Annotated in this window: 23 protein-coding genes and 1 tRNA gene; 10 read left to right on the top strand and 14 right to left on the bottom strand. The window is 73.2% G+C overall.

Annotation, left to right across the window (positions count from 1 at the left end; all coding sequences use genetic code 11):
* Positions 1 to 119 precede the first annotated feature (119 nt).
* From HDG69_RS09895 to metG, 3 genes are all read right to left on the bottom strand, one after another.
* Entirely contained in the window at positions 120 to 1,244 is a 1,125-nt protein-coding gene (locus HDG69_RS09895; RefSeq protein ID WP_343036363.1) for a resuscitation-promoting factor, read from the bottom strand.
* A gap of 145 nt (positions 1,245 to 1,389) precedes the next feature.
* On the bottom strand, positions 1,390 to 2,451 hold the full coding sequence (locus tag HDG69_RS09890; RefSeq protein WP_171783615.1) for a TatD family hydrolase: 1,062 nt from the start codon (positions 2,449 to 2,451) through the stop codon (positions 1,390 to 1,392).
* Complete coding sequence (metG, locus tag HDG69_RS09885) at positions 2,451 to 4,247, bottom strand: methionine--tRNA ligase (protein ID WP_171783614.1); 1,797 nt, start codon at positions 4,245 to 4,247, stop codon at positions 2,451 to 2,453. Before metG ends, HDG69_RS09890 begins: the two co-directional genes overlap by 1 nt.
* A 127-nt stretch (positions 4,248 to 4,374) precedes the next feature.
* Here metG and HDG69_RS09880 point away from each other — a divergent pair, with 127 nt between their 5' ends.
* Complete coding sequence (locus HDG69_RS09880) at positions 4,375 to 4,953, top strand: isochorismatase family protein (RefSeq protein WP_171783613.1); 579 nt, start codon at positions 4,375 to 4,377, stop codon at positions 4,951 to 4,953.
* Positions 4,954 to 4,965: 12 nt separating this feature from the next.
* Here the strand turns inward: HDG69_RS09880 and HDG69_RS09875 are convergent, their stop codons facing one another.
* Entirely contained in the window at positions 4,966 to 5,949 is a 984-nt protein-coding gene (locus HDG69_RS09875) for a helix-turn-helix transcriptional regulator (protein WP_216645444.1), read from the bottom strand.
* Between the two features lie 42 nt (positions 5,950 to 5,991).
* Here HDG69_RS09875 and HDG69_RS09870 point away from each other — a divergent pair, with 42 nt between their 5' ends.
* Positions 5,992 to 7,134, top strand: a complete 1,143-nt coding sequence (locus HDG69_RS09870; protein ID WP_171783612.1) for an epoxide hydrolase family protein — start codon at positions 5,992 to 5,994, stop codon at positions 7,132 to 7,134.
* 16 nt (positions 7,135 to 7,150) lie between these two features.
* On the opposite strand, the gene rsmI is transcribed toward HDG69_RS09870, so the two are convergent.
* Positions 7,151 to 8,023 (bottom strand): 16S rRNA (cytidine(1402)-2'-O)-methyltransferase, encoded by an 873-nt coding sequence (gene rsmI, locus HDG69_RS09865; protein WP_171783611.1) that lies wholly within the window; start codon positions 8,021 to 8,023, stop codon positions 7,151 to 7,153.
* 48 nt (positions 8,024 to 8,071) lie between these two features.
* On the opposite strand from rsmI, the gene HDG69_RS09860 reads away from it, so the two are divergent.
* Complete coding sequence (locus tag HDG69_RS09860; RefSeq protein ID WP_343036362.1) at positions 8,072 to 9,994, top strand: dolichyl-phosphate-mannose--protein mannosyltransferase; 1,923 nt, start codon at positions 8,072 to 8,074, stop codon at positions 9,992 to 9,994.
* 18 nt (positions 9,995 to 10,012) lie between these two features.
* Here HDG69_RS09860 and HDG69_RS09855 read toward each other — a convergent pair whose 3' ends face one another.
* The 3 genes from HDG69_RS09855 to HDG69_RS19570 all read right to left on the bottom strand — a co-directional run bounded on the left by HDG69_RS09855 (position 10,013) and on the right by HDG69_RS19570 (position 14,229).
* Entirely contained in the window at positions 10,013 to 11,491 is a 1,479-nt protein-coding gene (locus tag HDG69_RS09855) for a family 20 glycosylhydrolase (RefSeq protein WP_171783610.1), read from the bottom strand.
* A gap of 12 nt (positions 11,492 to 11,503) precedes the next feature.
* Complete coding sequence (locus HDG69_RS09850) at positions 11,504 to 13,105, bottom strand: hypothetical protein (RefSeq protein ID WP_171783609.1); 1,602 nt, start codon at positions 13,103 to 13,105, stop codon at positions 11,504 to 11,506.
* A gap of 92 nt (positions 13,106 to 13,197) precedes the next feature.
* Positions 13,198 to 14,229 carry a diguanylate cyclase domain-containing protein gene (locus tag HDG69_RS19570; RefSeq protein ID WP_171783608.1) on the bottom strand — a complete coding sequence of 344 codons (1,032 nt, stop codon included), beginning with the start codon at positions 14,227 to 14,229 and terminating at the stop codon, positions 13,198 to 13,200.
* Positions 14,230 to 14,417: 188 nt separating this feature from the next.
* Here HDG69_RS19570 and HDG69_RS09840 point away from each other — a divergent pair, with 188 nt between their 5' ends.
* Positions 14,418 to 15,245 (top strand): CPBP family intramembrane glutamic endopeptidase, encoded by an 828-nt coding sequence (locus tag HDG69_RS09840; protein ID WP_171783607.1) that lies wholly within the window; start codon positions 14,418 to 14,420, stop codon positions 15,243 to 15,245.
* A gap of 192 nt (positions 15,246 to 15,437) precedes the next feature.
* Here HDG69_RS09840 and HDG69_RS09835 read toward each other — a convergent pair whose 3' ends face one another.
* Positions 15,438 to 16,076, bottom strand: coding sequence for a TetR/AcrR family transcriptional regulator (locus HDG69_RS09835; RefSeq protein WP_171783606.1), 639 nt, complete (start codon positions 16,074 to 16,076; stop codon positions 15,438 to 15,440).
* Between the two features lie 52 nt (positions 16,077 to 16,128).
* Here HDG69_RS09835 and HDG69_RS09830 point away from each other — a divergent pair, with 52 nt between their 5' ends.
* Both HDG69_RS09830 and HDG69_RS09825 read left to right on the top strand, forming a co-directional pair.
* Positions 16,129 to 17,049, top strand: coding sequence for a zinc-binding dehydrogenase (locus HDG69_RS09830; protein WP_171783605.1), 921 nt, complete (start codon positions 16,129 to 16,131; stop codon positions 17,047 to 17,049).
* 92 nt (positions 17,050 to 17,141) lie between these two features.
* Positions 17,142 to 17,873: a CPBP family intramembrane glutamic endopeptidase gene (locus HDG69_RS09825; RefSeq protein ID WP_171783604.1), complete on the top strand. Its 732-nt coding sequence runs from the start codon at positions 17,142 to 17,144 to the stop codon at positions 17,871 to 17,873.
* A 6-nt stretch (positions 17,874 to 17,879) separates the two neighbouring features.
* Here HDG69_RS09825 and HDG69_RS09820 read toward each other — a convergent pair whose 3' ends face one another.
* The 4 genes from HDG69_RS09820 to HDG69_RS09805 all read right to left on the bottom strand — a co-directional run bounded on the left by HDG69_RS09820 (position 17,880) and on the right by HDG69_RS09805 (position 20,732).
* The gene (locus tag HDG69_RS09820; RefSeq protein WP_171783603.1) at positions 17,880 to 18,632 is read right to left on the bottom strand and encodes a MerR family transcriptional regulator; all 753 of its coding nucleotides are present in this window, start codon (positions 18,630 to 18,632) and stop codon (positions 17,880 to 17,882) included.
* Positions 18,633 to 18,740: 108 nt separating this feature from the next.
* Positions 18,741 to 18,813 (bottom strand) — tRNA-Ala (locus HDG69_RS09815).
* 94 nt (positions 18,814 to 18,907) lie between these two features.
* Positions 18,908 to 20,002: a hypothetical protein gene (locus HDG69_RS09810; RefSeq protein WP_171783602.1), complete on the bottom strand. Its 1,095-nt coding sequence runs from the start codon at positions 20,000 to 20,002 to the stop codon at positions 18,908 to 18,910.
* A 94-nt stretch (positions 20,003 to 20,096) separates the two neighbouring features.
* The gene (locus HDG69_RS09805; RefSeq protein ID WP_171783601.1) at positions 20,097 to 20,732 is read right to left on the bottom strand and encodes a GNAT family N-acetyltransferase; all 636 of its coding nucleotides are present in this window, start codon (positions 20,730 to 20,732) and stop codon (positions 20,097 to 20,099) included.
* 65 nt (positions 20,733 to 20,797) lie between these two features.
* On the opposite strand from HDG69_RS09805, the gene HDG69_RS09800 reads away from it, so the two are divergent.
* Positions 20,798 to 21,454, top strand: a complete 657-nt coding sequence (locus tag HDG69_RS09800) for a 5-formyltetrahydrofolate cyclo-ligase (protein ID WP_171783600.1) — start codon at positions 20,798 to 20,800, stop codon at positions 21,452 to 21,454.
* 43 nt (positions 21,455 to 21,497) lie between these two features.
* Here the strand turns inward: HDG69_RS09800 and HDG69_RS09795 are convergent, their stop codons facing one another.
* Complete coding sequence (locus HDG69_RS09795) at positions 21,498 to 24,083, bottom strand: penicillin acylase family protein (RefSeq protein ID WP_171783599.1); 2,586 nt, start codon at positions 24,081 to 24,083, stop codon at positions 21,498 to 21,500.
* A gap of 162 nt (positions 24,084 to 24,245) precedes the next feature.
* On the opposite strand from HDG69_RS09795, the gene HDG69_RS09790 reads away from it, so the two are divergent.
* From HDG69_RS09790 to mscL, 3 genes are all read left to right on the top strand, one after another.
* Entirely contained in the window at positions 24,246 to 24,578 is a 333-nt protein-coding gene (locus HDG69_RS09790; RefSeq protein ID WP_171783598.1) for an FmdB family zinc ribbon protein, read from the top strand.
* Positions 24,579 to 24,672: 94 nt separating this feature from the next.
* The gene (locus tag HDG69_RS09785; protein ID WP_171783597.1) at positions 24,673 to 25,326 is read left to right on the top strand and encodes an SAF domain-containing protein; all 654 of its coding nucleotides are present in this window, start codon (positions 24,673 to 24,675) and stop codon (positions 25,324 to 25,326) included.
* A gap of 102 nt (positions 25,327 to 25,428) precedes the next feature.
* Positions 25,429 to 25,824 (top strand): large conductance mechanosensitive channel protein MscL, encoded by a 396-nt coding sequence (gene mscL, locus HDG69_RS09780; protein ID WP_171783596.1) that lies wholly within the window; start codon positions 25,429 to 25,431, stop codon positions 25,822 to 25,824.
* The last annotated feature ends 13 nt before the right edge of the window (positions 25,825 to 25,837 follow it).

The following is a 25,837-nucleotide window of genomic DNA, read 5'->3' as shown; positions in this document are numbered from 1 at the left end:
TTTATCCAAGGCCGGTTGTGGTACGTATGCCCGGCTACGGCGTGGTACGCCGGGAAAGTTCACCGTGGTTCCGCGATCGATGTCACAGGATCGCCCGGCTCGCGGCCGGGGACGGGCCGTCAGTACCACCCGACGGACATCGAGTGGTTCCAGGCGCTGCACGGGGTGCCGTACCGCCCCGCGATGTAGCCGAGACCCCACGTGATCTGCGTCGCCGGGTTGGTCCGCCAGTCCGAGCCCGCCGAGGCCATCTTCGAGCCGGGCAGCGCCTGCGGGATGCCGTACGCGCTGCTGGAGGGGTTCGCGGCGTTCCAGCGCCAGTTCGACTCCTTGGTCCACAGCTTGTCGAGACAGACGAACTGGTCGTCGCCCCACCCACGCTCCGCGGCCAGCGCCCGGCCCAGCGCGCGGGCCGAGCCCGGGTCCGCCTGCACCTGGGACACGTCGAGCGTGCCGACCACCACGACCTCGTCGACCGGTTCCACCGTGACCGACCGTTCGACCACCGTCCGCGCGACCTCGGCGCCGTCGAGGGTGCGGATCTCGTAGGTGGTCACCCGCTCCCCCGGCACGCCGCGCGTGCGGACCGTCTCGTGGCCCTTCGGGAGCTCCTCGGACTCGATGCGCTCCGTGTCGAACGGGAGCACCTCGGTCACGGTGTCGGCGGTGGTCTCACCCCGGTTGACGACCACCACCATGCCGTCGACCGCTGCCGCTCCGAGCGGCACGGACGTCCGGTCCTCGTCCCCGAGCGAGATCTCGACCTCCGAGAGCACGTCGCGGACGGTCGCCTCGGTCGTCCGCAGCGGCAGCACCGATCCGTCCACCGAGACGTAGACGGTCTTGCGGGTCGAGACCCGGACCGGCCCACGACCGAGCGGATCGCTGCGGGAGGCCGACGTCACCGCGCCGTCCCCTCGGGGGCCGAGCGCGGCGAGCAGCTCGCCCACCGTGTGCGCCGTCGTCGTGAACGTGGAGGCCTCGCCGTCGACCTCGAGGGTGACCTCCTTGCTGGACCGCACCACGACCTCGCCACCGCGCGGGGCGGGGGACGAGGCGGCCGGCTGGACGAGGTCGTCCGGGCCGGGGCGGATGTCGTGGAAGGCCAGCACCTCGCCGACTGTCCGGCCGTACCCGTCGAGGGTCTGGACCCTGCCGTCGACGTCGACGACCAGCTCGCGGTGGGCGTCGACCACACCGTACGAGCCGATCGCGACCGCGACCACCACGAGTGCCTGCAGCACGTTCCTGGACACCTGGCCGAGCGGTCCGCGGCGACCGACGAACTGCTCCGAAGGACGACGAGAGGCGGCCTGTCGCCGTCGTCCTCGCTCACGCCTCGCCACGATCACCAGACCGTAGCCGAAGCCGGTGCGGAGCGACAGGGGTTCACCACGATCCGTAGACGCGCTCGGCGTTCGTCGAGAGCGCCCGGCAGACGTCCTCGAGCGGCCGCTGCAGGATCTCGGCCATGGCCCGCACGGTGTGCGCGACGACGTAGGGGCCGTTGGGCCGGCCCCGGAAGGGGTGCGGCGGCAGGTACGGGGCGTCGGTCTCGACGAGCACCAGCTCGAGGGGCACGGTGCGCAGCGCCGCACGCAGGTGGTCGTTCTTCGGGTACGTGACCGGGCCCGCGAACGAGAGGTACCAGCCGTGCTCCGCGGCGAGCGTGGCCATCTCGGCGTCGCCGCTGTAGCAGTGGAACACGGTGCGCTCGGGCGCACCGTCGGCCAGCAGGACCTCGATCACCTGGGCGTGCGCGTCGCGGTCGTGGATCTGCATCGCCAGGCCGAGCTCCTTGGCGAGCGCGACGTGCGCCCGGAAGGCCTCGCGCTGCACCTGCTCGCCCAGCGGCCCGGTGCGGAACAGGTCCATCCCCGTCTCGCCGACCGCCCGGACGCGCGGGTTGTCCCGGGCGACCTGCGCCACCCGGGCGATCGCGTCGTCGAGCCCCGTGGCGTGGTGGGGCTGCGGTGCCGGCTCGAGCCCGTCGGGGCCCACCTCGCGGACGCCGGCGTGCAGCACAGCCTCGTTGGGGTGGATCGCCACCGCCCCGAGCACCGCCCTGGTGCCGAACATGTCATCAGCGCCCGTCTGTGGGACCGGACGGTCGCTGACGACATGGTCGGCGGTCGACAGGGCATGTTCGGCGTCGAGCAGGCGCAGCAGGGCCTCGGTCCACTCGATGGAGGGCAGGTCGCTCCCGACCTGCACCACCCGGTCGACGCCGCAGGCCGCCGCATGGGCCAGCTGCCCGCCGACCATGTCGTGGCGGCCCGTCCGCTCTGCCAGACGGGCGTCCAGGGCATGTTCGACGGTCAGGACGGCATGGTCGACGGACTCGGAGACCAGCTCGCCGATCGCGTCCAGGTGCGTGTGGTTGTCGACCACCGGCAGCGGCAGCGGCTCCGGGTCGGGCGGGAATCCCCGCTCACGCTTCGAGCGACCCATCAGGCCTTCTCGCGCAGGCGTTCCAGCTCCTCGTCGACGATCGAGTCGTCGAGCTTGGTGAACACCGGCTTCGGCTTGGGGATCGGGGTCCCGGTCGCCACCGGGCTCGACGCCCAGGCCGGGAACCGGTAGCCGCCGTCGTGGTCGCCGGTGATGACCGGGTAGTGCCGCGAGTCGTCGTCGAGGTCGGTGACCTCCTCGATGCGCGGCTGCGGGGCGAACTCGCCCGTGCCGCCCAGCGTCTCGTGGATCGCCTGGGCGGAGTGCGGCAGGAACGGCGCGAGCAGCGTGTTGCAGTCGCTGACGGCCTGCGTCGTGGTGTGCAGCACGGTGGCCAGGCGGTCCGGGTCCGTCTTGAGCTTCCACGGCTCTGTCTCGGAGACGTACCGGTTGACGTCACCGACGACGCGCATGGCCTCGGCGATCGCGGGGCGCTGCCGGTTGGACTCGATGAGCGACCCGATGTCGCCGAACGCCTTGCGCGTGGACGCCAGGACGTCGCGGTCGGTGTCCGCCAGCTCTCCCGGCGTCGGGATCTGCCCGAAGTTCTTGTGCACCATGCTCGCGGTGCGGTTGACCAGGTTGCCCCAGCCCGCCACCAGCTCGTCGTTGGTGCGGCGCAGGAAGCCCTCCCAGGTGAAGTCCACGTCCTGGTTCTCCGGGCCTGCCGCCGCCACGTAGTACCGGAACGCGTCCGGCTGGTAGCGGGCCAGCATGTCGCGCACGTAGATGACCACGCCGCGGGAGGAGGAGAACTTCTGACCCTCGACGTTGAGGAACTCGCTGGAGACCACCTCGGTCGGCAGCTGCAGCGAGCCGAACGGGCCCGGCTCGCCCCCGCGGTTCCCGCCGCCGTCGTACGCCAGCAGCTCCGCCGGCCAGATCTGGGAGTGGAACGTGATGTTGTCCTTGCCCATGAAGTAGTACGAGCGGGCGTCCGGGTTGGTCCACCACTGGCGCCAGGCCTCGGGCTCGCCCCGGCGCCGGGACCACTCGATCGAGCTGGACAGGTAGCCGATCACGGCGTCGAACCACACGTACAGCCGCTTGGAGGGGTTGTCCTCCCAGCCCTCGAGCGGCACGGGGATGCCCCAGTCGATGTCGCGCGTCATCGCCCGCGGGCGCACGTCGTCGAGCAGGTTGCGGCTGAAGTTCAGCACGTTGGGCCGCCAGCCGTCGCGGCCCTCGAGCCAGGAGGACAGCGCGTCGACGAACGCCGGGAGGTCGAGGAAGAAGTGGTTCGACTCGACGAACTTCGGCGTCTCGCCGTTGATGCGGCTGCGCGGGTTCTTCAGGTCGATGGGGTCGAGCTGGTTGCCGCAGTTGTCGCACTGGTCGCCGCGCGCGCCGTCGTAGCCGCAGATGGGACAGGTGCCCTCGATGAAGCGGTCGGGCAGCGTGCGGCCCGTGGACGGCGAGATCGCGCCCATGGTCGACTTCTCGACCATGTATCCGTTCTTGTGGACGGTGCGGAACATCTCCTGCACGACGGCGTAGTGGTTGCGCGTCGTGGTCCGGGTGAACAGGTCGTAGCTGAGGCCGAGGGAGGTGAGGTCCTCGACGATGACGCGGTTGTAGCGGTCCGCGAGCTCCTGCGGCGTGACGCCCTCGGACTCGGCCTGGACGAGGATCGGGGTGCCGTGCTCGTCGGTCCCGGAGACCATCAGGACGTCGTGACCCGCCATCCGCATGTGCCGGCTGAAGACGTCGGAGGGAACGCCGAAGCCGGCGACGTGGCCGATGTGCCGCGGACCGTTGGCATAGGGCCATGCCACGGCCGAGAGGATGTGGGTCATGGCCCGAATCCTACTGGCCCGGGCCGTGCCGCGAGATCGACCTACCCGTCGTGAGATCGACCCACGGTAGGTCGATCTCACGACGGGTAGGTCGATCTCGCGGGGTGGAGGGTGGCACAGTGGAGGGATGAGCACGCGCGCACTTCTCGTCGTCGACGTCCAGCCCACGTTCTGCGAGGGCGGCGAGCTCGGCGTGGACGGCGGCCACCGGGTCGCGGAGGACGTCGCCGCCTTCGCCGGGGCGCACCGCGACCGGTACGGGCTGGTCGTCACCACCCAGGACTGGCACATCGACCCCGGCGAACACTTCAGCGACGCCCCGGACTTCGTCGACTCCTGGCCGGTGCACGGCGTCGCGGGTTCGCCGAACGCCCGCCTGCACCCCGCGCTGGCGGACCTGGCCGCCGACGTCGCCGTCCTCAAGGGCCAGTACGACCACGGGTACTCCGGGTTCGACGGCGCGGACGCCGAGGGCCGTCGGCTCGTGGACGTGCTGCGCGAGGCCGGGGTGGACGCGGTCGACGTGGTGGGCCTGGCCGAGTCGCACTGCGTCAAGCACACGGCGCTGGACGCGGCCCGCCTCGGGTTCGCGGCTCGCGTCCTGACCGACCTCACGGCGCCGGTCTCCCCGGAGCTCGGTGAGCAGGCACGCCACGAGATGGCTGCCGCCGGGGTCGAGCTCGCCGAGTCCGGCGAGGCCCGGTAGCACGTCCGCGCGTCACCTCGTGGTGGCGCCACCCGCCGCGCGGCGGAACCGCGTCGCGAGGCGGTCGAACGCCGCGGCGAGCTCGTCGCCGTCGAGCACCTCGAGGTCGACGTCCAGCTGGGTCAACCACAGCGCGAGACCGTCCGGGTCGTCGGCGCCCAGCTCGACGCAGCAGGTGGAGTCGTCGACCGGCTCGATGTCGACCGGGACGACGAGCCTCGTGGCGACCTGAGCGGCCGGAGCGTGCACGAGCACCCGGGCGCGGTACTTCCAGGCCCCTCTGCTGACGCGGCCGACGACGTACTCGACGACCTTGTCCTCCGGGATCGCTCGCGGCCGGAACCGTGCTCCCGTGGGTGCGTGCGGGATCATGCGGTCGACGCGGAAGACCCGCCAGTCGTCACGGTGCAGGTCCCACGCGAGCAGGTACCAGTACGGCCCCCAGGTCACGAGCCGTTGCGGCTCGGTGAGCCGCGCCTCCTCGCTGCCCCCGGGCTTCGTGTACCCGAACCGCAGCCGCTCATGGCCGCGGATCGCCGCGGCGACGGCGCCGAGCACCGCGAGGTCGAGCGGAGGGTCGACCCGGGCGACGACGCTCGTCGCCTCACGGACCGCCTCGACCCGCCGACGCAGGCGCGAGGGCAGCACCTGCTCCAGCTTCGCGAGCGCGGTGAGCGAGGTCTCCTCCACCCCGATCCGCCGGGTCGCGACCACACCCAGCGCGACGGCGACGGCGACCGCCTCGTCGTCGTCGAGCAGCAGCGGGGGCATCGCCGTCCCGGCGGCCAGCCGGTACCCGCCCGCGACGCCGGGGCGCGCGTCCACCGGGTAGCCGAGCGACCGCAGCTTGCCGACGTCGGAACGCACGGTCCGCGTGCTCACACCGAGCCGGTCGGCGAGCTCGGCGCTCGTCCAGACGTGCCGGACCTGGAGCAACGACAGCAGCTCGAGCAGGCGGGCCGAGGTCTCCAACACGTTCCCGATCATCTCAGCCATTGCGGAAGAAAACCCGCCGCATCGGCTGCGAACGTGATCCTCATGACCGAGAACACAGCCCTCACACCCTTCCGCATCGACATCCCGCAGGCCGACGTCGACGACCTGCGCCACCGGCTCGCACAGACCCGCTGGCCGCACCCCGTCCCGGGCCGGGACGACCGCACCGACTTCAGCCGCGGCATCCCGCAGGCGTACCTGCAGGAGCTCACCGCGTACTGGCTCGACGGGTTCGACTGGCGCGCGCAGGAGGCGGCGCTCAACGAGCACGACCAGCTCACCACGGTCGTCCACGGCCAGACGTTCCACGTCGTCCACGTGCGGTCGACGAACCCGGACGCGACCCCGCTCGTCCTCCACCACGGATGGCCGGGCTCGTTCGTCGAGTACCAGCGCCTGATCCCGCTGCTGACCGACGACTTCCACGTGATCATCCCGTCGCCGCCGGGCTTCGGCTTCTCCACGCCGCTGTCGGGAACAGGCTGGGAGCTCGCGCGGACGACGGACGCCTACGCCGAGATCATGACGCGCCTCGGCTACGAACGGTTCGCGGCCCACGGCAGCGACATCGGCTCCGGCATCACCGGCCGCCTCGCCGCGCTCTACCCGGAGCGAGTCGTCGGCACGCACACCGCCGTCGAACGCCGGCTGCTCGGGTTCGTGGGCGACAAGCTCCCCTGGCCCGACGGACTGTCCGACGACGAGGTCTCGCAGATCGAGGCGGTGCGCGCGGAGGCCGCGGCCGACCGCGGGTACCTCGAGATGCAGAACCACCGCCCGGACACCATCGGTGCGGCTCTCTCCGACTCACCGGTCGGCCAGCTGGCGTGGATCGCCGAGAAGTTCGCGACCGGGACCACCGGCACCCACCGGACGCCCGACGAGTCGGTCGACCGCGACCAGCTCCTGACGAACATCAGCCTCTACTGGTTCACACGGGCCGGTGCGTCGAGCGCACAGTTCTACTACGAGGGCGAGCACTCGGAGCTCGGGTGGACCATGGCCGCCGACGTCCCGTCCGGATGGGCGGTGTTCGACACCCATCCGCTCCTGCGTCGCGTGCTGGACCCGTGGAACGCGGCCGGCCACTGGAGCGAGTTCACCGAGGGCGGCCACTTCCCCGCGATGGAGGAGCCGAAGCTGCTCGCGGACGATCTCCGCGCGTTCTTCCGCAACCTCTCCTGACCTTCGCGGCGGCGCCCTACCTCGATGCGCGCGCGGCCAGGGCCGCCGCGTAGAGGTCCCGCTTGGGAACCCCGGCCGCGGTGGCGACCTCGGCCACCGCGGCCTTGAGCCGTTCACCCGCCGCCACCCGGTCGAGCACCTCGGGGACCAGGTCCTCCACGCGGGGCGCCCCTGCCGCCGGCGCCCCGCCGACGACGAGGCAGATCTCGCCGCGCAGCGCGGCGCCGTCGGCGGCCCGCTCCCCCGCGAGCGCCGCGAGCTCGCCGAGGGTGCCGCGCAGCACCTCCTCGTAGGTCTTGGTCAGCTCACGGCACACGGCTGCGGGACGGTCGACGCCGAACGCCTCGGCCATCGCCGCGAGCGTCTCGACGACGCGGTGCGGCGCCTCGAAGAGCACCATGGTGCGCGGTTCGGACGCCAGCGCCCCGAGCCACCGCGCCCGGTCGCCGGACTTGCGCGGGACGAACCCGTCGAACGTGAACCGGTCGGTGGGCAGACCGGACAGCGCGAGCGCCGTCAGCACGGCCGACGCCCCCGGCGCGGCCGTCACCGGCAGCCCGCGTTCGACGGCCCGCTCGACCAGTCGGAACCCGGGGTCGGACACGGCAGGCATCCCCGCGTCGGTGACGACGACGACGGTCCCGCCCTCGTCGACGACGTCCAGCAGGTCGTCGGCGCGGTCACGCTCGTTGTGCTCGTGGTAGGACACGACGCGCCCGCCGACCGTGATCCCGAGCCGGCCGGCCAGGCCGTGCAGGCGGCGGGTGTCCTCGGCGGCGACGACGTCGGCCTCCTGCAGCAGACGCAGCAGCCGGGGCGAGGCGTCCTCGACGTTGCCGATAGGGGTGGCGGCCAGCACGACGGACCCGGCCTCGGCGAGACGACTCATGCGGCCCACTGTCCCACGGGAGCGTCATGACCCCCTAAAGTGGCCGAGGTGAGCGCCCCCGATGCCGACGCCCCGACCACCGGTGACACCCCTGCGGTCGACACGCCTTCGGAGCCCCGCCAGCAGTACCCCTCGCGACGGGACGTCCACGGGCACCGTCGCACGGACACGCGCGGCATCCCGGTCGTGACCGGCGCCATCCGCGCCCTCACCGGCGCCGTGCCGAGCGTCGGGCAGAGCGGGGGCCAGCATGCCGGGCCGCGCGCGGGGACGACGCCCGCTGGGAGCGCTGCCCCGGCCGCCGACCCGCCGGACCTGCCGCCGTCGGGCACCGAGGGACCGGCGCAGGCGGAGGGTCCGACCGGGATGCGTGACGAGCCGGCCACGACCGAGCGCACGCTGCTCGTGCGCCTGCTCGGCGAACGGCGACTGGCTCTCGGCGCCACGCGGCAGGCCCGCGCCCTCGGCTGGGCGGGAGCCGTGATGATCACGCTCCTCGCCGCGGTGGCCCGGCTGTGGGAGCTGGGCAAGCCGGGCACCCTCGTCTTCGACGAGACGTACTACGTCAAGGACGCCTACACCCTCGGGCGCGAGGGCTCGGAGCGGCAGTGGCCCGACGACCCCGACCCGGCGTTCGAGGCGGGGGACGTCGACACCTATCTCGACCAGGCCGCCTACGTGGTCCACCCGCCGGTCGGCAAGTGGATGATCTGGCTCGGCATGGAGGCCGGCGGCGGGGCGACCGACCCCTTCGCGTGGCGCCTGGCGAGCGCCGTCGTCGGCATCCTCGCGGTGCTGCTGCTGGCCCGCATCGCGCGGCGGCTGTTCTCGAGCACGGTGATGGGCCTCGCCGCGGGGTTCCTGCTGGCGATCGACGGCCAGGCGATCGTCCACTCGCGCACGGCGTTGCTGGACCAGTTCCTCATGTTCTGGGTCCTGGTGGCGTTCGGCTGCCTGCTGCTGGACCGGGAGCAGGCCCGACGACGGCTGGCGGCCGGGGTCGCCGCGGTCGTCGGGTCCGGTGGCAGCCTGAGCGAGGCGCCGCGCTGGCTCGGCGCCCGGTGGTGGCGCCTGGCCGCGGGGGTCTCTCTGGGTCTCGCCTGCGGGGTCAAGTGGTCCGGGCTGTGGTTCGTCGCGGTGTTCGGTCTCCTGACCGTGCTGTGGGACGTGACGGCACGGCGCCGGGCCGGCATCCCGCACGGGACGGTGAAGGCGCTGGCGTTCGACGCCCCCTACGCCTTCGTCCAGGTCGTGCCGGTCGCGCTCGTCACCTACGTGGCCTCGTGGTGGTCGTGGATCGCGAGCGCCGGGTCGGCCGCACCGGGCTACTACCGCACCTGGGCGACGGACAACCCCGACCAGGCGACCTGGGTGCCGGACTGGCTGGAGAGCCTCTGGCACTACCACCAGCAGATGCTCGGCTTCCACACGGGTCTCGACTCCGAGCACGCGTACGCCGCGCACCCGTGGGGCTGGATCGTGCAGTGGCGCCCCACGTCCTTCTTCTGGGAGCGGTCCGCCCCGGGGCAGGAGGGGTGCCCGGTGGACGCCGACGGCGCGTGCGCGGTCGCGGTGACCGCGCTCGGCAACCCGCTGCTGTGGTTCCTCGCGGCGATCGCGATCGTCGTGACGATCGTGCTCGGGGTCTGGCTGCGGGACTGGCGGGCGCTCGCGGTGCTGTCCGGCACGATCGCGGGCTGGGCTCCCTGGTTCCTGTACACCGACCGGACGATCTTCGCGTTCTACTCGATCGTCTTCACCCCGTGGGTGATCCTGACGCTCCTGTACCCGATGGTGGTCGCGCTGGAGCGCACGGCACGCGGTCGGGGTCGCGGCGGCGCGATCGGGCTGATCGCCGGAGTCCTGCTGGTGATCGCGGCCGTCTCGGTGGCTTTCTACCCGTTCTGGTCGGCGATGCAGGTGCCCTACGACTACTGGCGCGAGGTCATCCGGTTCCGCAACTGGGTCTGACCCCGCGCCGGGCCGCGGCTACCAGGTGACCTGCGGGGTGGGGTGGTACGTCCAGCCGACTGCCCGCCAGGACGGCGCCTGGGCGGCCGTGCGTGCCGCGAACGCGTCGAAGTCCTTGGCCTGCGGGCTCGTCCAGGCGACCTCGGCGACGGCGCCGAGCCGCGGCAGCAGCATGGAGAACAGCTCGTCGCGGGTGGTGAGAGTCTCGGTCCAGACCGCCGCCGACACCCCTTCCACGGCGGACGCCGGCAGTCCGTCGATGACCGTCGTGGGCTCCCAGTCGTAGGAGTCCCGCAGCTCCACGTAGCCGGCCCAGTGCAGACCGAGCGGGTGCTCGGGGGTGTACTTCATGTCGAGGTAGGCATGGTTGCCGGGCGACATGATGAAGCGTGCCCCGGCGTGCGCCGCGGCGACGAACCGGTCGAACTCCTCGCCCTTGGGCTCCCAGTACTGCAGCAACGTGCCCGGTTCCACCGGTCCGCGGGCACCCTCCTGCCAGAAGACCGGCGTCTTGCCGTGCTCCCGGACGATCTGCTGCGCGAGGTCGACGAACTTCGCGAACTCGGCGTGGTCCATCGTGAGGACCTCGTCGCCCCCGACGTGCACCCACTCTCCGAGGGTCATGCGGGCCAGGTCGCCGATGACGTCCCGCAGGAACGGTTCGGTGGCCGGGTTGTCGAACCACAGCCGGGAGAATCCGACCTCGATGCCGTCGTAGGCGTCGGTCGCCAGGCCGTCCGCGGTGAGCGCGCCGTAGACGTGCGTGGCGGCGTTGACGTGCCCGGGCATGTCGAACTCGGGCACGATCGTGATGAACCGGGCTGCGGCGTACTCCTGCAGATCGCGGTAGTCGTCGGCGGTGAGGTAGCCGGCCGACCCACCGCCGACCTGGTTGTCGGAGGCCTTCTCCAGCTCGGGCCGGGACGGGATCTCGATGCGCCAGCCCTGGTCGTCGGTGAGGTGCAGGTGCAGCACGCGCAGCTTGAACGCGCCGACGAGGTCGACGACGGCCCGGATGTCGTCGGGGCCGAACCAGTGGCGCACGACGTCGAACGAGAGCCCGCGCCAGGAGTGCCTCGGGGCGTCGCGCACGACGACGACGGGCACGGTCGACGGCGTCCCGCCCGCCGCGCCGTCGGCCGGCCGGACCACGAGCTGGCGGAGGGTCCGTGCGGCGTGCAGCAGACCGACCGGCTCGGGCGCGGTCGCCTCGATACCCGCGGCGGTCACCTGCAGCGTGTAGCGCTCCGGGCTCTGCGAGCCGTCGCTGCCGGTGGGGCCGCCGGCCGGGTCCAGGCGCAGCGTGAACGGGACGGCGGGTCCGTCCGTGTCGTGGTCGGACACCGGGACCCCGGCGGCCGCGACCAGTTCGGCGACGACGGCGGTCAGGCCGGCCGGGGCGTCGACCCGCACGGCGGGCAGCGCGAGGGCTGCGGGGCCGGTTGCGGTCGCAGCGGGCTCGACGACCTCGGTGGGCCACGGGATGAGGGGCAGCATGGGTTCTCCTGGTCAGGACCCCGCGACGAAGAGCGGTGCCGGGTCCGTGGGGACGAGGTCTGCCGCCTGGGTCGGGGGGTAGACGGGCCCCGCCCAGCCGGCGTGCACCCCGTCAGGGACGTCGTCGGTCACACGGCCCCACACCCACTCGGTGGTCGTCGGTCCGCCGGTGCGGTCCGCGGCGAGGACGATCTCGACCGCGTCCGTGGCGGCGGCCACGTCGGCGAGGCGCTCACGGTCGACGACGGACTCCGGCCGCGTCTGGTGCACGACCACCGTCGTCGGGGGCAGACCGTGATTAGTAACCACACCTTCAATATAGGTGATCACGGCCTCCACCTCGTCCACCGGCACCTGTCCCGGGGGGAGCCCACCGTCCGACCGGCGCTGCTCGGGGTGCAGAGCAACCCCCACCCCCGGTCGTCGCAGCAGCTCGGTGAGCGGCTCGACCTCCTCGAGCAGGGTCGAGGCCCCCGCGCCGACGTCGAGCAGCACGTACTGGTCGGCCGCCAGCGCCGCGTCCACCAGCGGCTCCAGCTCCGCGAGCGGCTCCTCGGCGACCCAGTCGCCGTCCTCCCCCGGGTGCCCGGCCCGCGCGCTGGCCTGCACGACGACGGTCGGGACCACCGGGCCGCCCTCCAGGTCCGCATAGGCCTCGGCGGAGGACGCCGCCCGCTCGACGACGTCGGCCGGCTCGTCGCGGCGGTCCCCCGCGGTGGTGACGTAGCGCGCCGGGAGCAGGTGCTGGGTCCCTGTCGGCAGCAGGTCGCCGCGCTCGGCCGCCGCCACCCGCCACCCGAAGTCGGCCGCGGCGCCGAACGACGGACCCACCCCGATCACGGCGAGGGCCTGCGCCATGTCGATCCGCTCGATCGACTCCGGCGAGGCGGCGATGTCCCCGCCCGGCACCTCGTGGTCGACGGCACCGGCCGCCCGCAGCGTCGCGACGGCGGCCTCCTGGCCGGGCTGCGGGTCGGTCAGGGCGAGCACCTCCCGCAACCCCTCGACACCCGTGGACGACCCGCTGAGCAGCGCAGACTCCACGTCCGCGCGCAGACGCGACGCCTCCGCGTCGCTCAGCGCCCCCGGCTCGTCGCTGCGGCCCGGCAGGGCGGTGGAGCGAAGGTCGACGACGGCGGCCCCGGCCGCGACGGCCGCCTGCTCCGCGGCGCCACCGTCGCCGGGGCCGGACGCCGGACGCACGACGACGGCCACCTGGACGCCCAGGCGGTCCAGCTCGTCGGTGACCCCGTGGGCGGACACCGCGCCACCGACGAGGAGGGCGGGGGCACCGAGATCCTCGGCCGCCGAGGCCTGGGCAGCCCGCACCGCGGCGGCCGCGGCGACGTCGTCGTCCTCGGGGTCACCCTCGACGGGGTACCCCTCGGCCAGCACCGCCACCGGGGACCGCTCGAAGATCTGCTGGCTCGTCGTCAGCGCCAGCTCTGCCGGGTCGGCCGCCGGCAGCAGCAGGGTATGACCCACCGGACCCGAGACCACGGCCGTCACGGCCGGGCCTTCGGGTTCGGGCGGAGGGTCGTCGGGAGCGCAGCCGACGACGAACGCGGCCGCGCAGCAGAAGGTCAGGACGAATCGGGCGTTCCGTACACGCACGTGCCCCATCCTCGCGCATTCCGGGCAGGAGGTCGATGCCGGTCCACGATCCTCGGGCGCGGCACGGTGCCGCGAGGTCGCCGCGACCGAGATCAGCCGACCCGGCGCAGGGGTAGACGGTCGCCGGCACCTTCCGACGGCCCTGGAGCCGACGGCGCCGTGCGACCGACCCGCGACCCGCCCGGGCTGCCGGACCCTCCCAGCCGGGACTCGGCCTCCCGCACGAGCTCCTCGGCGTCGGCCGCGCCGGCCACCGACCACACGACCGAGGAACGCAGCTCCGGCCAGACCGCGGCGCCCGTCGCGGCCGACGGCTGCGCGAGGTTGGCCAGCACGTGGCGGCGCAGATGGTCGGCCGACGCGGCCGCCTGGATGTCGTCCATGGGCGGCAGGGTCGCGAGCACCGCGAACCGGTCGCCGTCGACCCGCCCCGCCTCGCACCCCCGGGGCAGCCCTCCGACGAGCCGACCGGCGAGGTCGACGAGCACGGCGTCCCCCGCCACGAAGCCGTGCCGTGCGTTGAGGGCCGACATGCCGCGCACGTCCAGCAGGACCAGCACGACGCGCGTCCGGGTTCCCTGCACGAGATCGCAGCGCCGCGCCAACGAGTGCCAGGTCGCCGACCGGGTGGGCAGCCGCGTCTGCGGATCACGGCTGGAACGGTCCGCGAGCGCCGCCACCAGCGACCGCATGAGGTCCGCGGTGCTGGCGCTCGCCCACTGCTCCGCCGCCACCAGGACGTCGTCGTAGCGGCGGGCGTCGGACCGTTCCATCGCCCGCGTCGCGACGGACGACACGGCGTCGTGCGGGTGCACCACCATCGGGCTCCAGTCGGTGACCTCGGACGTCGGCCTGCGCTCGAGCACGGCTCGTCCGTAGCCGAGCCGGCCGGTCAGTGCGGCCGTCAGGCCCGACCGCATGATGATCCCGGTGCGGGTGCCACCGTCCTCGACCACGACGACGCAGCCCAGCTCAGGGTTGCGGAACATCACCTCGAGCTGGCCGACGGGCGTCGTCGACCCCACGACGACCACGGGGCGGGCGAGGTCGGAGACGACGCCGGCGAGGCGGGTGCCGCCCCGGACCTGGCGATGCCGGGCGACTTCGGTGATCTCGTCATGCACGCGGCCCAGGATGACGCGAAGCCGCCGCGAGATGTCGAGACCACCGGGAAGTCCTCGCAAGGTTCGACCGGCGTTCACGATCGTTCACCCGCTGGTCACGCCACCGGGCGTGACTTCCGGCACTGCCGGCCGTCTGACCGTGCCACCTAGCGTGGGATCCGTCCCGACCGATCCTCGAGAGGCAGCCGATGACCACCACCACGACCGCGCGCGGTGCTCCCCTGGTGGTGCGGCTCCTCGCGGTCCTCGTCGGCGCGACGGCCATCTGGGCGGCGATGGGCTGGATCAACGACGCCCTCTTCGCCGACGACCTGACCATCCCGGTGCGGTTCCTGAACGCCGCTCTCATCAGTGGCCTGGCCGTGCCGATGGTCGTCCTGGCCCGCCGCCACCTGGACCGGCGACCCTTCGGCGGTCTCGGGCTCGACCCGTGGCGGCGGGCGGGCCGGCCGTTCCTCGTCGGTGTCGCGGCGTTCGCCCTGCCGTCCGCGCTCGGGCTCGGCGTGGCACTCCTGACGGGTTGGGTGGACCTGCAGCCCCAGGTGCCGTGGGCGACGATCGTCGGGTGGGCGGCGCTGCGGGTCGTCCTGGTGTTCTTCTTCGAGGCGCTGCCGGAGGAGCTGATCTTCCGCGGGCACCTCCAGCGCAACCTGACCACCGCGATGCCACCCTGGGTCGCGGCGATCGTCCAGGCGGTCCTGTTCAGCGTCTTCGGTACCGGGCTGTGGGTCGCCACCGAGGGGTGGGGCGTCCTGGCCGAGCGGGGCGTCATGTTCTTCGCCGTGGGGGTGGTGCTCGGCCTGCTGCGCATCCAGACCGGCAGCCTCTGGACACCGATCGGCTTCCACGTGGCGTTCCAGGTGGTCGCGCAGAGCGTCCTGGGAGAGCGCCTGAGCACCAGCAACGAGAGCGGACTGATGCTGGCGGCCGTCATCAGCTCCTTCGTGCTGGCCACGACCGTCGCGGCGTTCCTGGACCCCCGCGACGTGAACTGGTCGCACCGCGAACCGGAGTAGGTCGCGGGCAGCGGTGGTGCCGGTGCCCGCTCCAGGGGGCACCGTCGTGCTGCGCCGATCTTGAGCAATCCCTGAGGCGTTCCCGACGGGGCGCTGACGCTCCGTGTCTAGCGTGGCGATCAGACGCCCTGCCGGGCTCATCCCCCTAAGTCGGGCCCGGCAGGGCGTCAACCATGTGGCACCGCGCGCTCGTCACGGAAGCCGGGCCTCCAGCGCCGCCGGGGCGGCCGCGAACGACTCCCGCAGCAAGGCGCACAGCTCGGCGCGGGTGGCGAGCACCTCGGCGTCGGGCGCCGACTGCCAGGTGTCGACGGCGGCCCGGTGACTTGCGACGGCGACGGCGCACACGACGCGCGCAGAGACGTCCGCGCCGGGCACGGTGGCGAGCCGTGCTGCTATCGCATCGACCACGCGCTGCGTGAAGCGTTCGCACACGACCATCCCCGCTGCGTCGATCGCCGGGTTGGTACCGCTCAGGCGTGCGCTCAGGACGGCGAGGCGCTCCCACCCGGCCGGCATGCGGTCGACCACCTCGACGAGCGCGTCACCCACGACCTCCAGCAACGGCCCGCTCCGGGCGAGCACGGCGTCGAGGTCATCGATCAGGGTCCGCCAGACATCGTTCAGCGGGGTCAGTGCGAGGTCTTCCTTGCCCTCGAAGTACCGGAAGAAGCTCCGCTTGGACACCTCGGCCTGCTCGCACAACCAGTCGACGGTCACCGCGTCGTACCCGCGTTCGGCGAACGCCGGCAGCGCGACCTCGAGAAGGCGCTGCCGACTACGCGCGATGCGCCTGCTGCGGAGAGTGCCGGTCGCGGGCGGTGTCGTCATGGGGTCATGGTAGCAAGTTGGCACTCAGTGGCACTTGGCATACGGTGGCAGCATGCTCGCATGGACAGTCGACCACTCGTCACCCGGCCACCTCAGCCTGCGCGAGGTGCACGACGCGGAACCCGGGCCGCACGACGCCGTCATCCAGGTGCAGGCCTTCGCGCCGAACCACGGCGACCTCGAGACGCTGCCGAGCCTGCCGGCCGGCACGATCCCCGGCTGGGACGCCGCGGGCGTCGTCGTGGCCGAGGCGGCCGACGGCACCGGGCCTCGCCTCGGCCAGACCGTGGCGTCCCTGGGGACCGGCGGCGCGTGGGCGCAGCGACGGCTGGTGACGGCCGAGTCTGTCGGGATCGCCCCCAGCGGCGCCGACCCGAACGCCATGAGTGTCGTGCCCGTCGCCGCCACCAGCGCGCTGCGCGGTCTTCGCCGCCTCGGCCCGGTCCTCGGCCGCCGCGTCCTGGTCCTGGGCGGGACCAGCGCGGTCGGGCTGTTCGCCGTGCAGCTCGCCGCCCGCGCGGGTGCCGACGTCGTCGCCACCACGAGGAACCCTGCCGCGCGAGATCGCCTGGTCGGGCTGGGCGCGCGCGAGGTGGTCGGCTCGCCGTCCGACCTGGACGACGACGTGACCGGCGTGCTGGACCTGCTCGGCGGCTCCCACCTGGTCCAGGCGTTCGAGCGGCTGGCGCCGGGCGGCACGCTCGTCGCCCTGGGGCACGCCGCCGGGGAGGCCGAGCACTTCAGCTACGGGAACCTGTTCGGTGACGCCGGCCGGCACGACCGGTCCCTGTCGACGTTCTTCCTCGGGGCCGAGCCCGACCTCGGCCCCGACATGGGATGGCTCGCGGCCGAGATCCACCACGGGCGTCTCGACCCCGTCGTCGGAGCCGTGCGGTCGTGGCAGGAGCTGCCGGACGCCTTCGCCCCCGAGGCGGAGCGGCCGCACGGCAAAGTCGTCCTCACCGTCGACTGACGCCGCACCCCGGCTCCTTGACCTTGCCCCAGGGGCATCGTTTCCACTGGTCGCCCGACGCCGCTGACGACCAGTGCAAGGAGCTCGACGCCATGACGACCAGCCGTGACGACCGCACCAACCAGCACCCGACCCGTGTCGCGCCCCCCGCTCGACCGGGATGGCCGGAGATCATCGCCGGCACGCTCGGGGCGCTCGTCGCCCTGATGGCGCTCCCGCTGTTCGATCTTGTCGGACTGGACGGGGACCCCGTGGCGCACGGGCTCGTCCTGACCGCGTGGTCGGGAGTCGCCGGCCTCGTCGGCTTCGCCGTCGCCGCGCTGATCCGTCTCCGGTCCTGGAGCGCCTTCAGCGTGCGCCGTACCACCTGGCGCTGGGTGGGCGTCGGCGTGGTCGCGGGCATCGTCGCGTTCCTGCTCAAGGGGTTCCTCAACGCAGGCATCATCGCGGTGACCGGTTTCAGCTCCGACCCGCAGGGTGACTACTACGACGCTGCCGGCGGCGGGTTGCTGCCTCTGATCCTGACCTTCGTCTTCCTCTCGGTCCTGACTCCGATCGGCGAGGAGCTCTTCTTCCGCGGCGTCGTCACCAACGCCCTGCTGCGCTACGGTCCGGTCATCGGCGTCGTGTCCAGCTCGGTCTTCTTCGCCCTCGTCCACGGCATCAACATGGCACTGCCCTCGGCGCTGGTCGTGGGCATCATCGCTGCCGAGGCCATGCGTCGCAGCGGGTCCATCTGGCCGGCCGTGATCGTCCACGCCGTCAACAACCTCGGACTGCCGCTGCTCGTGCTGCTCACCGGGGCGGCCGGCCCCGCCGCCTGAGCCTCGTCAGCTCGACGGGGTGGACCCGGGGTCCAGACCCAACGTCTCGTGCGCGGCGCGACTGGCACGCTGCAGCACGTCCAGCTGGGCCGGGTTGTAGAGCTCGACGACGGCGTCGGCGAACATCTCGCGAGCGGCCCCCTCGCTCGTCGAGAGACGCGCTCCGGGGCTGGTCAGCCAGGGATGGCTCGCCAGGTGACGCGCGATCTCCGGCGTGAGCTGATCGGCGAGGCGTTGACGCGTCCCGTCGTCCGCGTCCGGAGGCAGCGCGTCGAGCTCGTCGCCGACGAGCGTGGACCCGTCGCTCTCGACCATCCTCCGGAGATCCGACATCGCCTCCTGGGTGTAGAGCCGGCCGTAGAGGTGAACCAGCGAGCTGTCGGCGGAGGACAGCCGGGACGCGACGGCCTCGAACCCCTCGGGCACGTCGACCGGGCCGCCGTCGCTCAGGATGGCCGCGATGGCCGACCGGGCCTTGACCTGGCGCTCGATGCTCGCCGCGAGCTCTGCGTCGAGCGCGCGCAGCGTCTCCGGTGAGCTGCTGTCCCCCTCGCGCACCACGTCGATCTTCGAGAGCGGGACACCGAGCTCCGAGAGCCGCCGGATCCGCAGCAGGCTGAGAAGATGGCGCACCTCGTACTGCTTGTACCCGTTGGGCCGTCGGTCGGGTTCCTCGAGCAGTCCTCGCTCGTGGTAGAGCCGGACCGACCTGACCGTCGTGCCTGCCAGCTCGGCGAGCTCACGCGTGCTCCACGCCATGACGACCCCTCTCCTGCTGGCGGCCCACGCCCGCACCGCGTCCGAGAGACAGGAAACCCCGCCCGACCGTCAGGTTGACACCTTGGTCGGACGGGGTTTCCGTCGGGGTGGAGCTAGGGGGATTCGAACCCCCGACCTTCTCATTGCGAACGAGACGCGCTACCAACTGCGCCATAGCCCCGTGGAGCGGTAGCCAGATTAGCACCCTGCTACCGCTGCCGACCAAATCGGGCCGCTGGTCGGCAGGGTGACGTACACCGCACCGACCTGGAAGGTCAGCCTGCGGCCCGGCGGCGAGCGAGGATCTGCTCCAGCGGGAGCCCGAGCGTCTCCGTGCGGGGGCGAGGCTCCTCCAGCTCGCGCCCCCCCTCGTGCCGCTCGTCCGGACCAGGGCGCTCACCCGTGGACGGCGCCTCCGCCGTGGGCACCGCACCGGGAGGCGCGGCACGCGTCTCGTGCGTCGGGACGGTCGTGGCCTGCTCGCGACGCGGTGCTGCCGGCTTGGTCACGTACGTCGGCAGCGGCACCGGCACGGGCTCCCAGGGCTCCGTGGACGGCCGCGGGTCGCCGGGCGCCTCTCGGACAGGCTCCGTGTCGTCGGCGTCGCCGGTCCGGGTGTCGCCCGCCGGCACGGAGGTCTCGGCCTCACGGTGCGTCGCCCCCCGCTCGGCGGGCTCCGCCTGCCCGGCAGTCGCCGGCCGGACCCGCGGGATCATCCCGGTGCTCGTGTCCGAGGGGTGCACCGCGCGGCCCGTGATGCGAGCCCGGTTGCGGGGTGCGTACGGCCCGCCGTGCGCGAGCGTCCGCTCCTGCGTCGCCCGCTGCTGCTCGGCCCGTCGTTCCGCACGCCACCGCGCGTCCGAGCGGCGGGCCGCGAGCACCGCGAACCGTCCCAGGAGCAGCACGGCCGCCAGCAGCGCCGTGGGGACCATCGCCCCCCACCACACGAGGTACCCGAGCCCGACGGCGGCCCACGCGCCGGCCGTGACCAGCACCAGGCCGAGGGTCACCAGGAACCTGCGGCGCGCCCGGGCCGCGCGACGCTCCAGCACGGCGAGCCGCTGGGTCCGCACGCGCGGCGTGGCGCCCGACGGCGGTCCGGCCGCGCGCGCTCCGGTGGGCGGGACGCTGCCGGTCACCGCCGACGCCCTGTCGCTCTGTCGCATCGCGCCCTCCTTCCGTCGTCCACCAGCCCTTGCTCGGTCCGAACCGCCGTCCGCCACGGCGAGCACCCGCAACCCACCGGAGAACCGGTCGTCGAGCTGCGCGTCGGCGAGCTGCTGTCGGTGACGCACGCGCTGGGGGACCCAGTAGCCCAGCCACAGCACGAACAGCGCGAGGGCTGCGAGTCCTGCGGGCGACGTCTCCACACGACGACGGTAGGCGAGGCGGGGCGACCCGTGCCGCACCGCAGGGCGGCGTGTCCGCGACCTGACCGCCGTCGTCGGGCACGATCAGGGAGTGTCAGGCCTCGTCGCGGACCTGCTGCCACCGGGCCAGCAGCCCGGAGGGCACCTCCTCAGAGGTCAGCGCGAACGTGCGGTGGTCGCGCCAGGCGCCCTGGATGTGCAGGTAGCGCTCCCGCAACCCCTCGTCGCGGAAGCCGAGCTTGGCCACGACCCGCAGGCTCGCTGTGTTCTCGGGCCGGATGTTGATCTCGATGCGGTGCAGCCCGAGCACGAGGAAGCAGTAGTCGGTGGCCATCGCGACGGCCGTCGGGATGATGCCGCGGCCGGCGTGCTCGCGCGCCACCCAGTAGCCGATGCTGCCGGAGCACAGCGACCCGTACTGGATGGACGACACGGTGAGCTGCCCGACGAGCGCACCGTCGAGCTCGACCACGAACGGCAGGCCCGTACCGGCCCGCGCCTGGGCGCTGAGCGCGCGCACGTAGTCGGCGAACGTCGTGGCCTCGGGCTGCACCCCCGGCGTCGTCGCCTCCCAGGTCTCCAGCCAGGACGCGTTGAGCCGGCGCAGCCGCATCCACTCCCCGCCGTCCCGGCGCCGCAGCGGGCGCAGCACGACGGCGCCCGACGGGGTGTCCTCCCGCAGGGTGACCGGCCACGGCCTGGTCACCGCCCACCTCTTCGCATCGTTCATCCCGGTTCCCTCGTCCACCCGGCGCGCCGGGTCCCCCGTGCCCCGGACCCTGCCACAATAAGGACATGCACGGCGACCTCAAGGCCTCGACAGCCCGCCAGCCGTACCCGGTCGTCGCGGGCATGGAGCCCGAAGACGCCAAGGACGAGCTCCGGCGCGCGATCCGCCACCACCGCACCGAGCGTTCTCAGCGACTGCGCGACGAGGCGGCGCGCTCCCTCGCCGACGTCGTCGCCGAGATCCCCGCCGTCAAGGAGGCTGCCGTCGTGGTCGCCTACGCGGCCCGGCCCACCGAACCGTGCACGCTGCCGCTGCTCGACCTGCTCGCCGCGCGGGGCGCCCGCATCCTGCTCCCGGTGCTCGGCGCGGGCCTCGCCCGGGACTGGGCCGACTACACCGGCCCCGACGACCTGCTCGAGCGAGCCCCGGGCCGTCCTCCCGAGCCGGGCGGCCCGAACCTGGGCGCCGAGGTGATCAGCGCGGCCGACGTCGTGATCGCCCCGGCGCTGGCGGTCGACACCGCCGGCACCCGGCTCGGTCAGGGCGGCGGCTGGTACGACCGCGTCCTCAAGCAGGTGCGGCCCGGCGTGCAGTCCATCGCGACGGTCTTCCCCGAGGAGCTCTACGACGCGGACGAGCGCCCGCTGCCGATCCTCGAGCACGACGTGGCGGTGCAGGCCGTCGCCACCCCGGGAGGGTGGCTGCCGCTGCCCGCCCGCTGACCGCGGGCAGCGGCGCGCCGGACGCCGAGGGACGAGCCGACCGTCAGGGCACCAGCGTCGCCGTCGACGTCGCGGCCTCCTCGACCGCGGCCCGGCTGAACGGCCAGGCGAACGTCTCCCCGGCCGCCCAGGCCGAGAGCTGGTCGGTGTAGTGCGACGAGGCGGGGTGCCCCGAGGTGCCGGTCACCGTGACCCAGGTCGAGGCGTCCAGGTCACCCAGGTCGACCACCATGCGCATGGACGGGCCGGTGGTCACCGCGAAGCTGCCGGTGGAGGCGTCCCACGCCGTCGCGTTGACGATGGAGCTGCCGCCCGGCATCTCCACGGGACGCGGGTTGACGTAGTCGCGCACCAGGGCCGGCACGTCCGGACCGCCGATCACGGGGTGGGACAGGGACAGCGTGTGCAGCGCCCCCCACCGCCAGTCCTGCGGCTCCTTGGACAGCTCGACGGTCAGGTCGCGGCGTGCGGTGACCAGGGCCTGGGTCAGGGCCTCGTCCCGGGTCTCGACGACGTTCACGGTCGAGCGGTCGTCCCAGAACGGGTCGTCGGGCCGGTCGAGCATGTCGCGCACCACCACGAGCCACCGCGAACCCCCGGACGGTCGCATCCCCTCGGGCACGTCGTCCCAGAACGTGGCCTCGAGCAGGTTGCGCCACACGGCGTTGAAGTACGCGGCAGCCGCCGAGTCGGTACCCGTCGTGTAGTCCCAGCCGGCGAGGATCTCCTGACCGGCCGCGTCGTACGCGTCGTCGATCTGGACGTCGAGCAGCACGGGCACCAGGGCAGCGGCGAACGGTGACCAGTCGTCGTTCTGCAGGGTGTTCATGTCGGCCACGGAGAACGGACGCCCGGCAGCGACCTGGTCGGCGAGGAGCTCACGGATGCGCTCCGAGCGGAACCCGTGGTCCCAGTCCTTGGTGAGGGCGGGGCCCACGCCGGCGGGCAGCACCGCCTGGTTGGCGGCCACGATGAACCCCTCGTCGGGGTCGAGAGCCCTCGGCATCTCCTCCGCGTCGACCCAGCCCTGCCAGTCGTAGCGGGGGTCCCAGCCGGGCCGTGGCCAGGTGCCGTCGGCGGGCACCGGTCCCGCGACCCGCCGTCGCTCCGGGATCCGCCCGGGCGCCTGGTACCCGATGTGACCGTCCGCGGTCGCGAACACGATGTTCTGCGCCGGCACGTCGAACAGCTCGGCGGCGGCCTGGACGTCGTCGGCGTCGCCCGCGGTGCTCATCGCGAAGATGGCGTCCGCGGTCCGGCCCGGTTCGAGGGCGGTCCACGCCAGGGAGACGGCGTACTCGCCGAAGTCGGTGCCGGCCTCGGTCGGTGAGCCGACGACGTCGCCGACGTCGAGCACGGACGACACGACGGGGCCGTGGTCGGTCGAACGCACCTCCAGCTCGACGGGGTCGCCCCCCGCGACGCGGATGGTCTCGGTGCGCACCTCCATCGGCACCCACTCCTCGGCGTCGGCGTCCCGCAGCCAGGTGTCCTCGCGGACCCGCTCGACGAAGAAGTCGGTGACGTCCGCGCCCATGTTGGTCAGCCCCCAGGCGAGCTCGGCGTTGTGCCCGATGATCACCCCGGGGAACCCGGCGAACGAGAAGCCGGAGACGTCGAAGGGGCACTCGACGGTCACCTGGTCGCAGTGGAGCCCCACCTGGGCCCACAGGTTCGGGACGTCGAGCGCGAGGTGCGGGTCGTTGGCCAGGATCGGGGCACCCGACTCGGTCAGGTCGCCGGAGACCACCCAGGAGTTGGAGCCGGTGCCGTCACCGGTGCCCACGAGCACGGGCACGGCCTCGATCGCGGCGGCCGCGGAGGCCACGGCACCGTCGAGCGCCTCGGTGCCCCAGGCGACGTCCGTCACCACGTCCGTCGCGGACCGGGAGGCGGACCCGGCCTCGTCGGCCGTGGTGAGGTCCTCCTCCTGGAGGATCGGGGTGTTCCCACCGGCTGCGAAGCTGGGGAACAGCTCGTCCACGAGATCGACGTCGTCCAGCGTGCCGTAGGCGAGCGCCCGGTCGAGCTCGTCGTCGTAGTTGCCGCGCAGGTCCCAGGCCATCGCCTTGAGCCAGGCGAGCGAGTCCACGGGGTCCCAGGGTGCGGGGGCGGGCACGTCGACGGTGGTGCCGAGCACGGTGTACTCGAGGGCGATCTGGTCGGGGCTGCGGTCGGCGAGGTAGGCGTTGACGCCCTGGGCGTAGGCCTGCAGGTAGCCGCGGGACTCCGGCGTGATGAGGTTCCACTCCTCCTCGGCGACGTCGCGCCAGCCGAAGGTGCGGATGACCATGTCCGCGTCGATCGCGGCGGGGACCTCGCCGACGAGCTCGGCGAGCCGGCCCGCCGTGACGTGCCGGCGGTAGTCCATCTCGAAGAAGCGGTCCTGGGCGTGCAGGTAGCCCTGCGCGGCGAAGAGGTCCTCCGGCGTCGAGGCGTACACCTGCGGCACCCCCTGCGCGTCACGGTGCACGGTCACCTCGCCGGACAGACCGGGGACGTTCTGCGTCCCGGAGACCTCCGGCAGCGGCTTGCGCACGGTGACGACGGTGAACGTGGCGGTCGCCACGATCGCCAGCGCCACCACGACCGCGACGCCCACGACGGCGCGGCGCAGACGGGAGTGCACCGGTGCAGGCGCTGCCTCGTGGTCCGACCCGTCCGGCCGTCCCTGTTCGACATCGGACTCGTTCGCTGGGGGCACGTCGCTCGCTGACACGCAGGCGAGACTACCGTCCGCGTATGATTGGCACTCGCAACTTCTGAGTGCCAGCCCGACGAGGAGAGCCCCGTGCCCACGTACGCCTACCGGTGCGCCGACTGCGGCCACGCCTTCGACATCCACCAGGCGTTCACCGACGACTCGCTGACCGTCTGCCCCGAGTGCGCCGGCCGGCTGCGCAAGCAGTACGGCTCGGTGGGCGTGACCTTCAAGGGCAGCGGGTTCTACCGCACCGACTCCCGGGCGGGGAAGAGCTCGTCCTCCGGGTCCTCGAGCTCCTCCGGGTCCTCCACGTCGTCCGGGTCGAAGTCCAGCGGCTCCGGATCCTCGGGCTCCGGATCCTCGGGCTCGTCCACGTCGTCCGGCTCGAGCTCCCCGACCTCGAAGGCCGCCTCCGCCTGACCCCGGGCCGCGTGCCCGTCCCCACCGTGGGGTCGTCCACAGCCGCGCGCGCACCGTCAGCCCGGACGCCCGCCTCGCGCCTACCGTCCGGGGCATGCACCCCACCTCCAGGACCCGGCTGGCCCGTCACGCACGGACGCTGCTGTGGCGCTGCCGGTTCGTCGTGGCCGCCCTCTGCTGCGGTCTCGCCGCCGGCGCGATCGTCCAGGCGGTGCGACCGGAGCCGCCGGCCACCCGGGAGGTCGTGGTCACGGCACGTGCGCTGTCGCCCGGGACCACCCTGCGGCCCGGGGACCTCGACACGCTGACGGTCGCGGCCGAGCTCGCCCCGCCGGACGTCCTGACCGACACCGACGACGCCGTCGGCCGCTCCCCCGCCGTCGCCCTGCCGGCGGGCGTGCCCCTGCACGACGGCCTGGTCGCGGGTGGTGGTGTCGCGGCCCAGGCGCCCGACGGGACGGTGGTCGTCGGCGTCCGACTCACCGAGTCGGCCTGGCTGCGGCCCGGCGACCGGGTCGACCTGCTCGCCACCGAGGACGACGCCGACCCCCTCGCGCGGCGAGCGCTCGTCCTGCCGGGCCTCGAGCCCGACGACGCCGGCGCCGGCACCGCAGGGCTGCTCGGCGGGGCGTCCCCGGCCGCCGGGCGTGACGCGGCCGTGACTCTCGTGGCCGTCGACCCCGGCGAGGCCGCCGCCGTCTCGGCCGCCGCCGAGTGGGGCGCCGTCGCGGCCGTGCTCGTGCCCTGAGGGCCACGTTGCCGTGACCGCCACCGGCCGGGAGAATCGGCGCCGAGCGCCGGGACGGTCCCGGTGGGGCGCACCGCGCCCGGGCAGGAGGACTCACCAATCATGCTGGCCGGATTCAAGACCTTCGTCCTGCGGGGCAACGTCATCGACCTCGCCGTCGGGCTCGTCATCGGGGCGGCGTTCACGGCCGTCGTGTCCGGGCTGATGGACGGCATCATCACCCCGCTGATCGCCGCGATCTTCGGCGAGCCGGACATCACCAGGGTCGGGAACTTCACGCTCAACGGGGCGGCGTTCAGCATCGGGCTGTTCCTCAACGCCGTGCTGAACTTCCTGCTGGTCGCCTCCGCGCTCTACTTCGTCATCGTCATGCCGATGAACAAGCTCAACGAGCGCCGGCAGCGGGTCGACGACACGGTCGCCGAGGAGCCCGCGGCTGACCTGGCCCTGCTCACCGAGATCCGCGACCTGCTCGCGGCGCAGTCCCGGCAGCCCTGACCACCTCGCACGT

The organism is Isoptericola halotolerans (genome assembly GCF_013149785.1).
Taxonomy (GTDB): domain Bacteria; phylum Actinomycetota; class Actinomycetes; order Actinomycetales; family Cellulomonadaceae; genus Isoptericola; species Isoptericola halotolerans.
Note: the sequence above shows the minus strand (reverse complement) of the source record. Positions and strands in the feature narration are given on the sequence as shown.

What these genes read in the sequence shown, in the direction of transcription:
- metG (WP_171783614.1), bottom strand. Translation starts at nt 4,247, where the DNA reads ATGACCCACATCCTCTCGGCCGTGGCATGGCCCTATGCCAACGGTCCG.
- HDG69_RS09870 (WP_171783612.1), top strand. Translation starts at nt 5,992, where the DNA reads ATGACCGAGAACACAGCCCTCACACCCTTCCGCATCGACATCCCGCAG.
- HDG69_RS09880 (WP_171783613.1), top strand. Translation starts at nt 4,375, where the DNA reads ATGAGCACGCGCGCACTTCTCGTCGTCGACGTCCAGCCCACGTTCTGC.
- HDG69_RS09835 (WP_171783606.1), bottom strand. Translation starts at nt 16,076, where the DNA reads ATGACGACACCGCCCGCGACCGGCACTCTCCGCAGCAGGCGCATCGCG.
- HDG69_RS09785 (WP_171783597.1), top strand. Translation starts at nt 24,673, where the DNA reads ATGCACCCCACCTCCAGGACCCGGCTGGCCCGTCACGCACGGACGCTG.
- rsmI (WP_171783611.1), bottom strand. Translation starts at nt 8,023, where the DNA reads ATGAGTCGTCTCGCCGAGGCCGGGTCCGTCGTGCTGGCCGCCACCCCT.
- HDG69_RS09890 (WP_171783615.1), bottom strand. Translation starts at nt 2,451, where the DNA reads ATGGGTCGCTCGAAGCGTGAGCGGGGATTCCCGCCCGACCCGGAGCCG.
- HDG69_RS09840 (WP_171783607.1), top strand. Translation starts at nt 14,418, where the DNA reads ATGACCACCACCACGACCGCGCGCGGTGCTCCCCTGGTGGTGCGGCTC.
- HDG69_RS09820 (WP_171783603.1), bottom strand. Translation starts at nt 18,632, where the DNA reads ATGGCGTGGAGCACGCGTGAGCTCGCCGAGCTGGCAGGCACGACGGTC.
- HDG69_RS09875 (WP_216645444.1), bottom strand. Translation starts at nt 5,949, where the DNA reads ATGGCTGAGATGATCGGGAACGTGTTGGAGACCTCGGCCCGCCTGCTC.
- HDG69_RS09800 (WP_171783600.1), top strand. Translation starts at nt 20,798, where the DNA reads ATGCACGGCGACCTCAAGGCCTCGACAGCCCGCCAGCCGTACCCGGTC.
- HDG69_RS09805 (WP_171783601.1), bottom strand. Translation starts at nt 20,732, where the DNA reads ATGAACGATGCGAAGAGGTGGGCGGTGACCAGGCCGTGGCCGGTCACC.
- HDG69_RS09830 (WP_171783605.1), top strand. Translation starts at nt 16,129, where the DNA reads ATGCTCGCATGGACAGTCGACCACTCGTCACCCGGCCACCTCAGCCTG.
- mscL (WP_171783596.1), top strand. Translation starts at nt 25,429, where the DNA reads ATGCTGGCCGGATTCAAGACCTTCGTCCTGCGGGGCAACGTCATCGAC.
- HDG69_RS09855 (WP_171783610.1), bottom strand. Translation starts at nt 11,491, where the DNA reads ATGCTGCCCCTCATCCCGTGGCCCACCGAGGTCGTCGAGCCCGCTGCG.
- HDG69_RS09825 (WP_171783604.1), top strand. Translation starts at nt 17,142, where the DNA reads ATGACGACCAGCCGTGACGACCGCACCAACCAGCACCCGACCCGTGTC.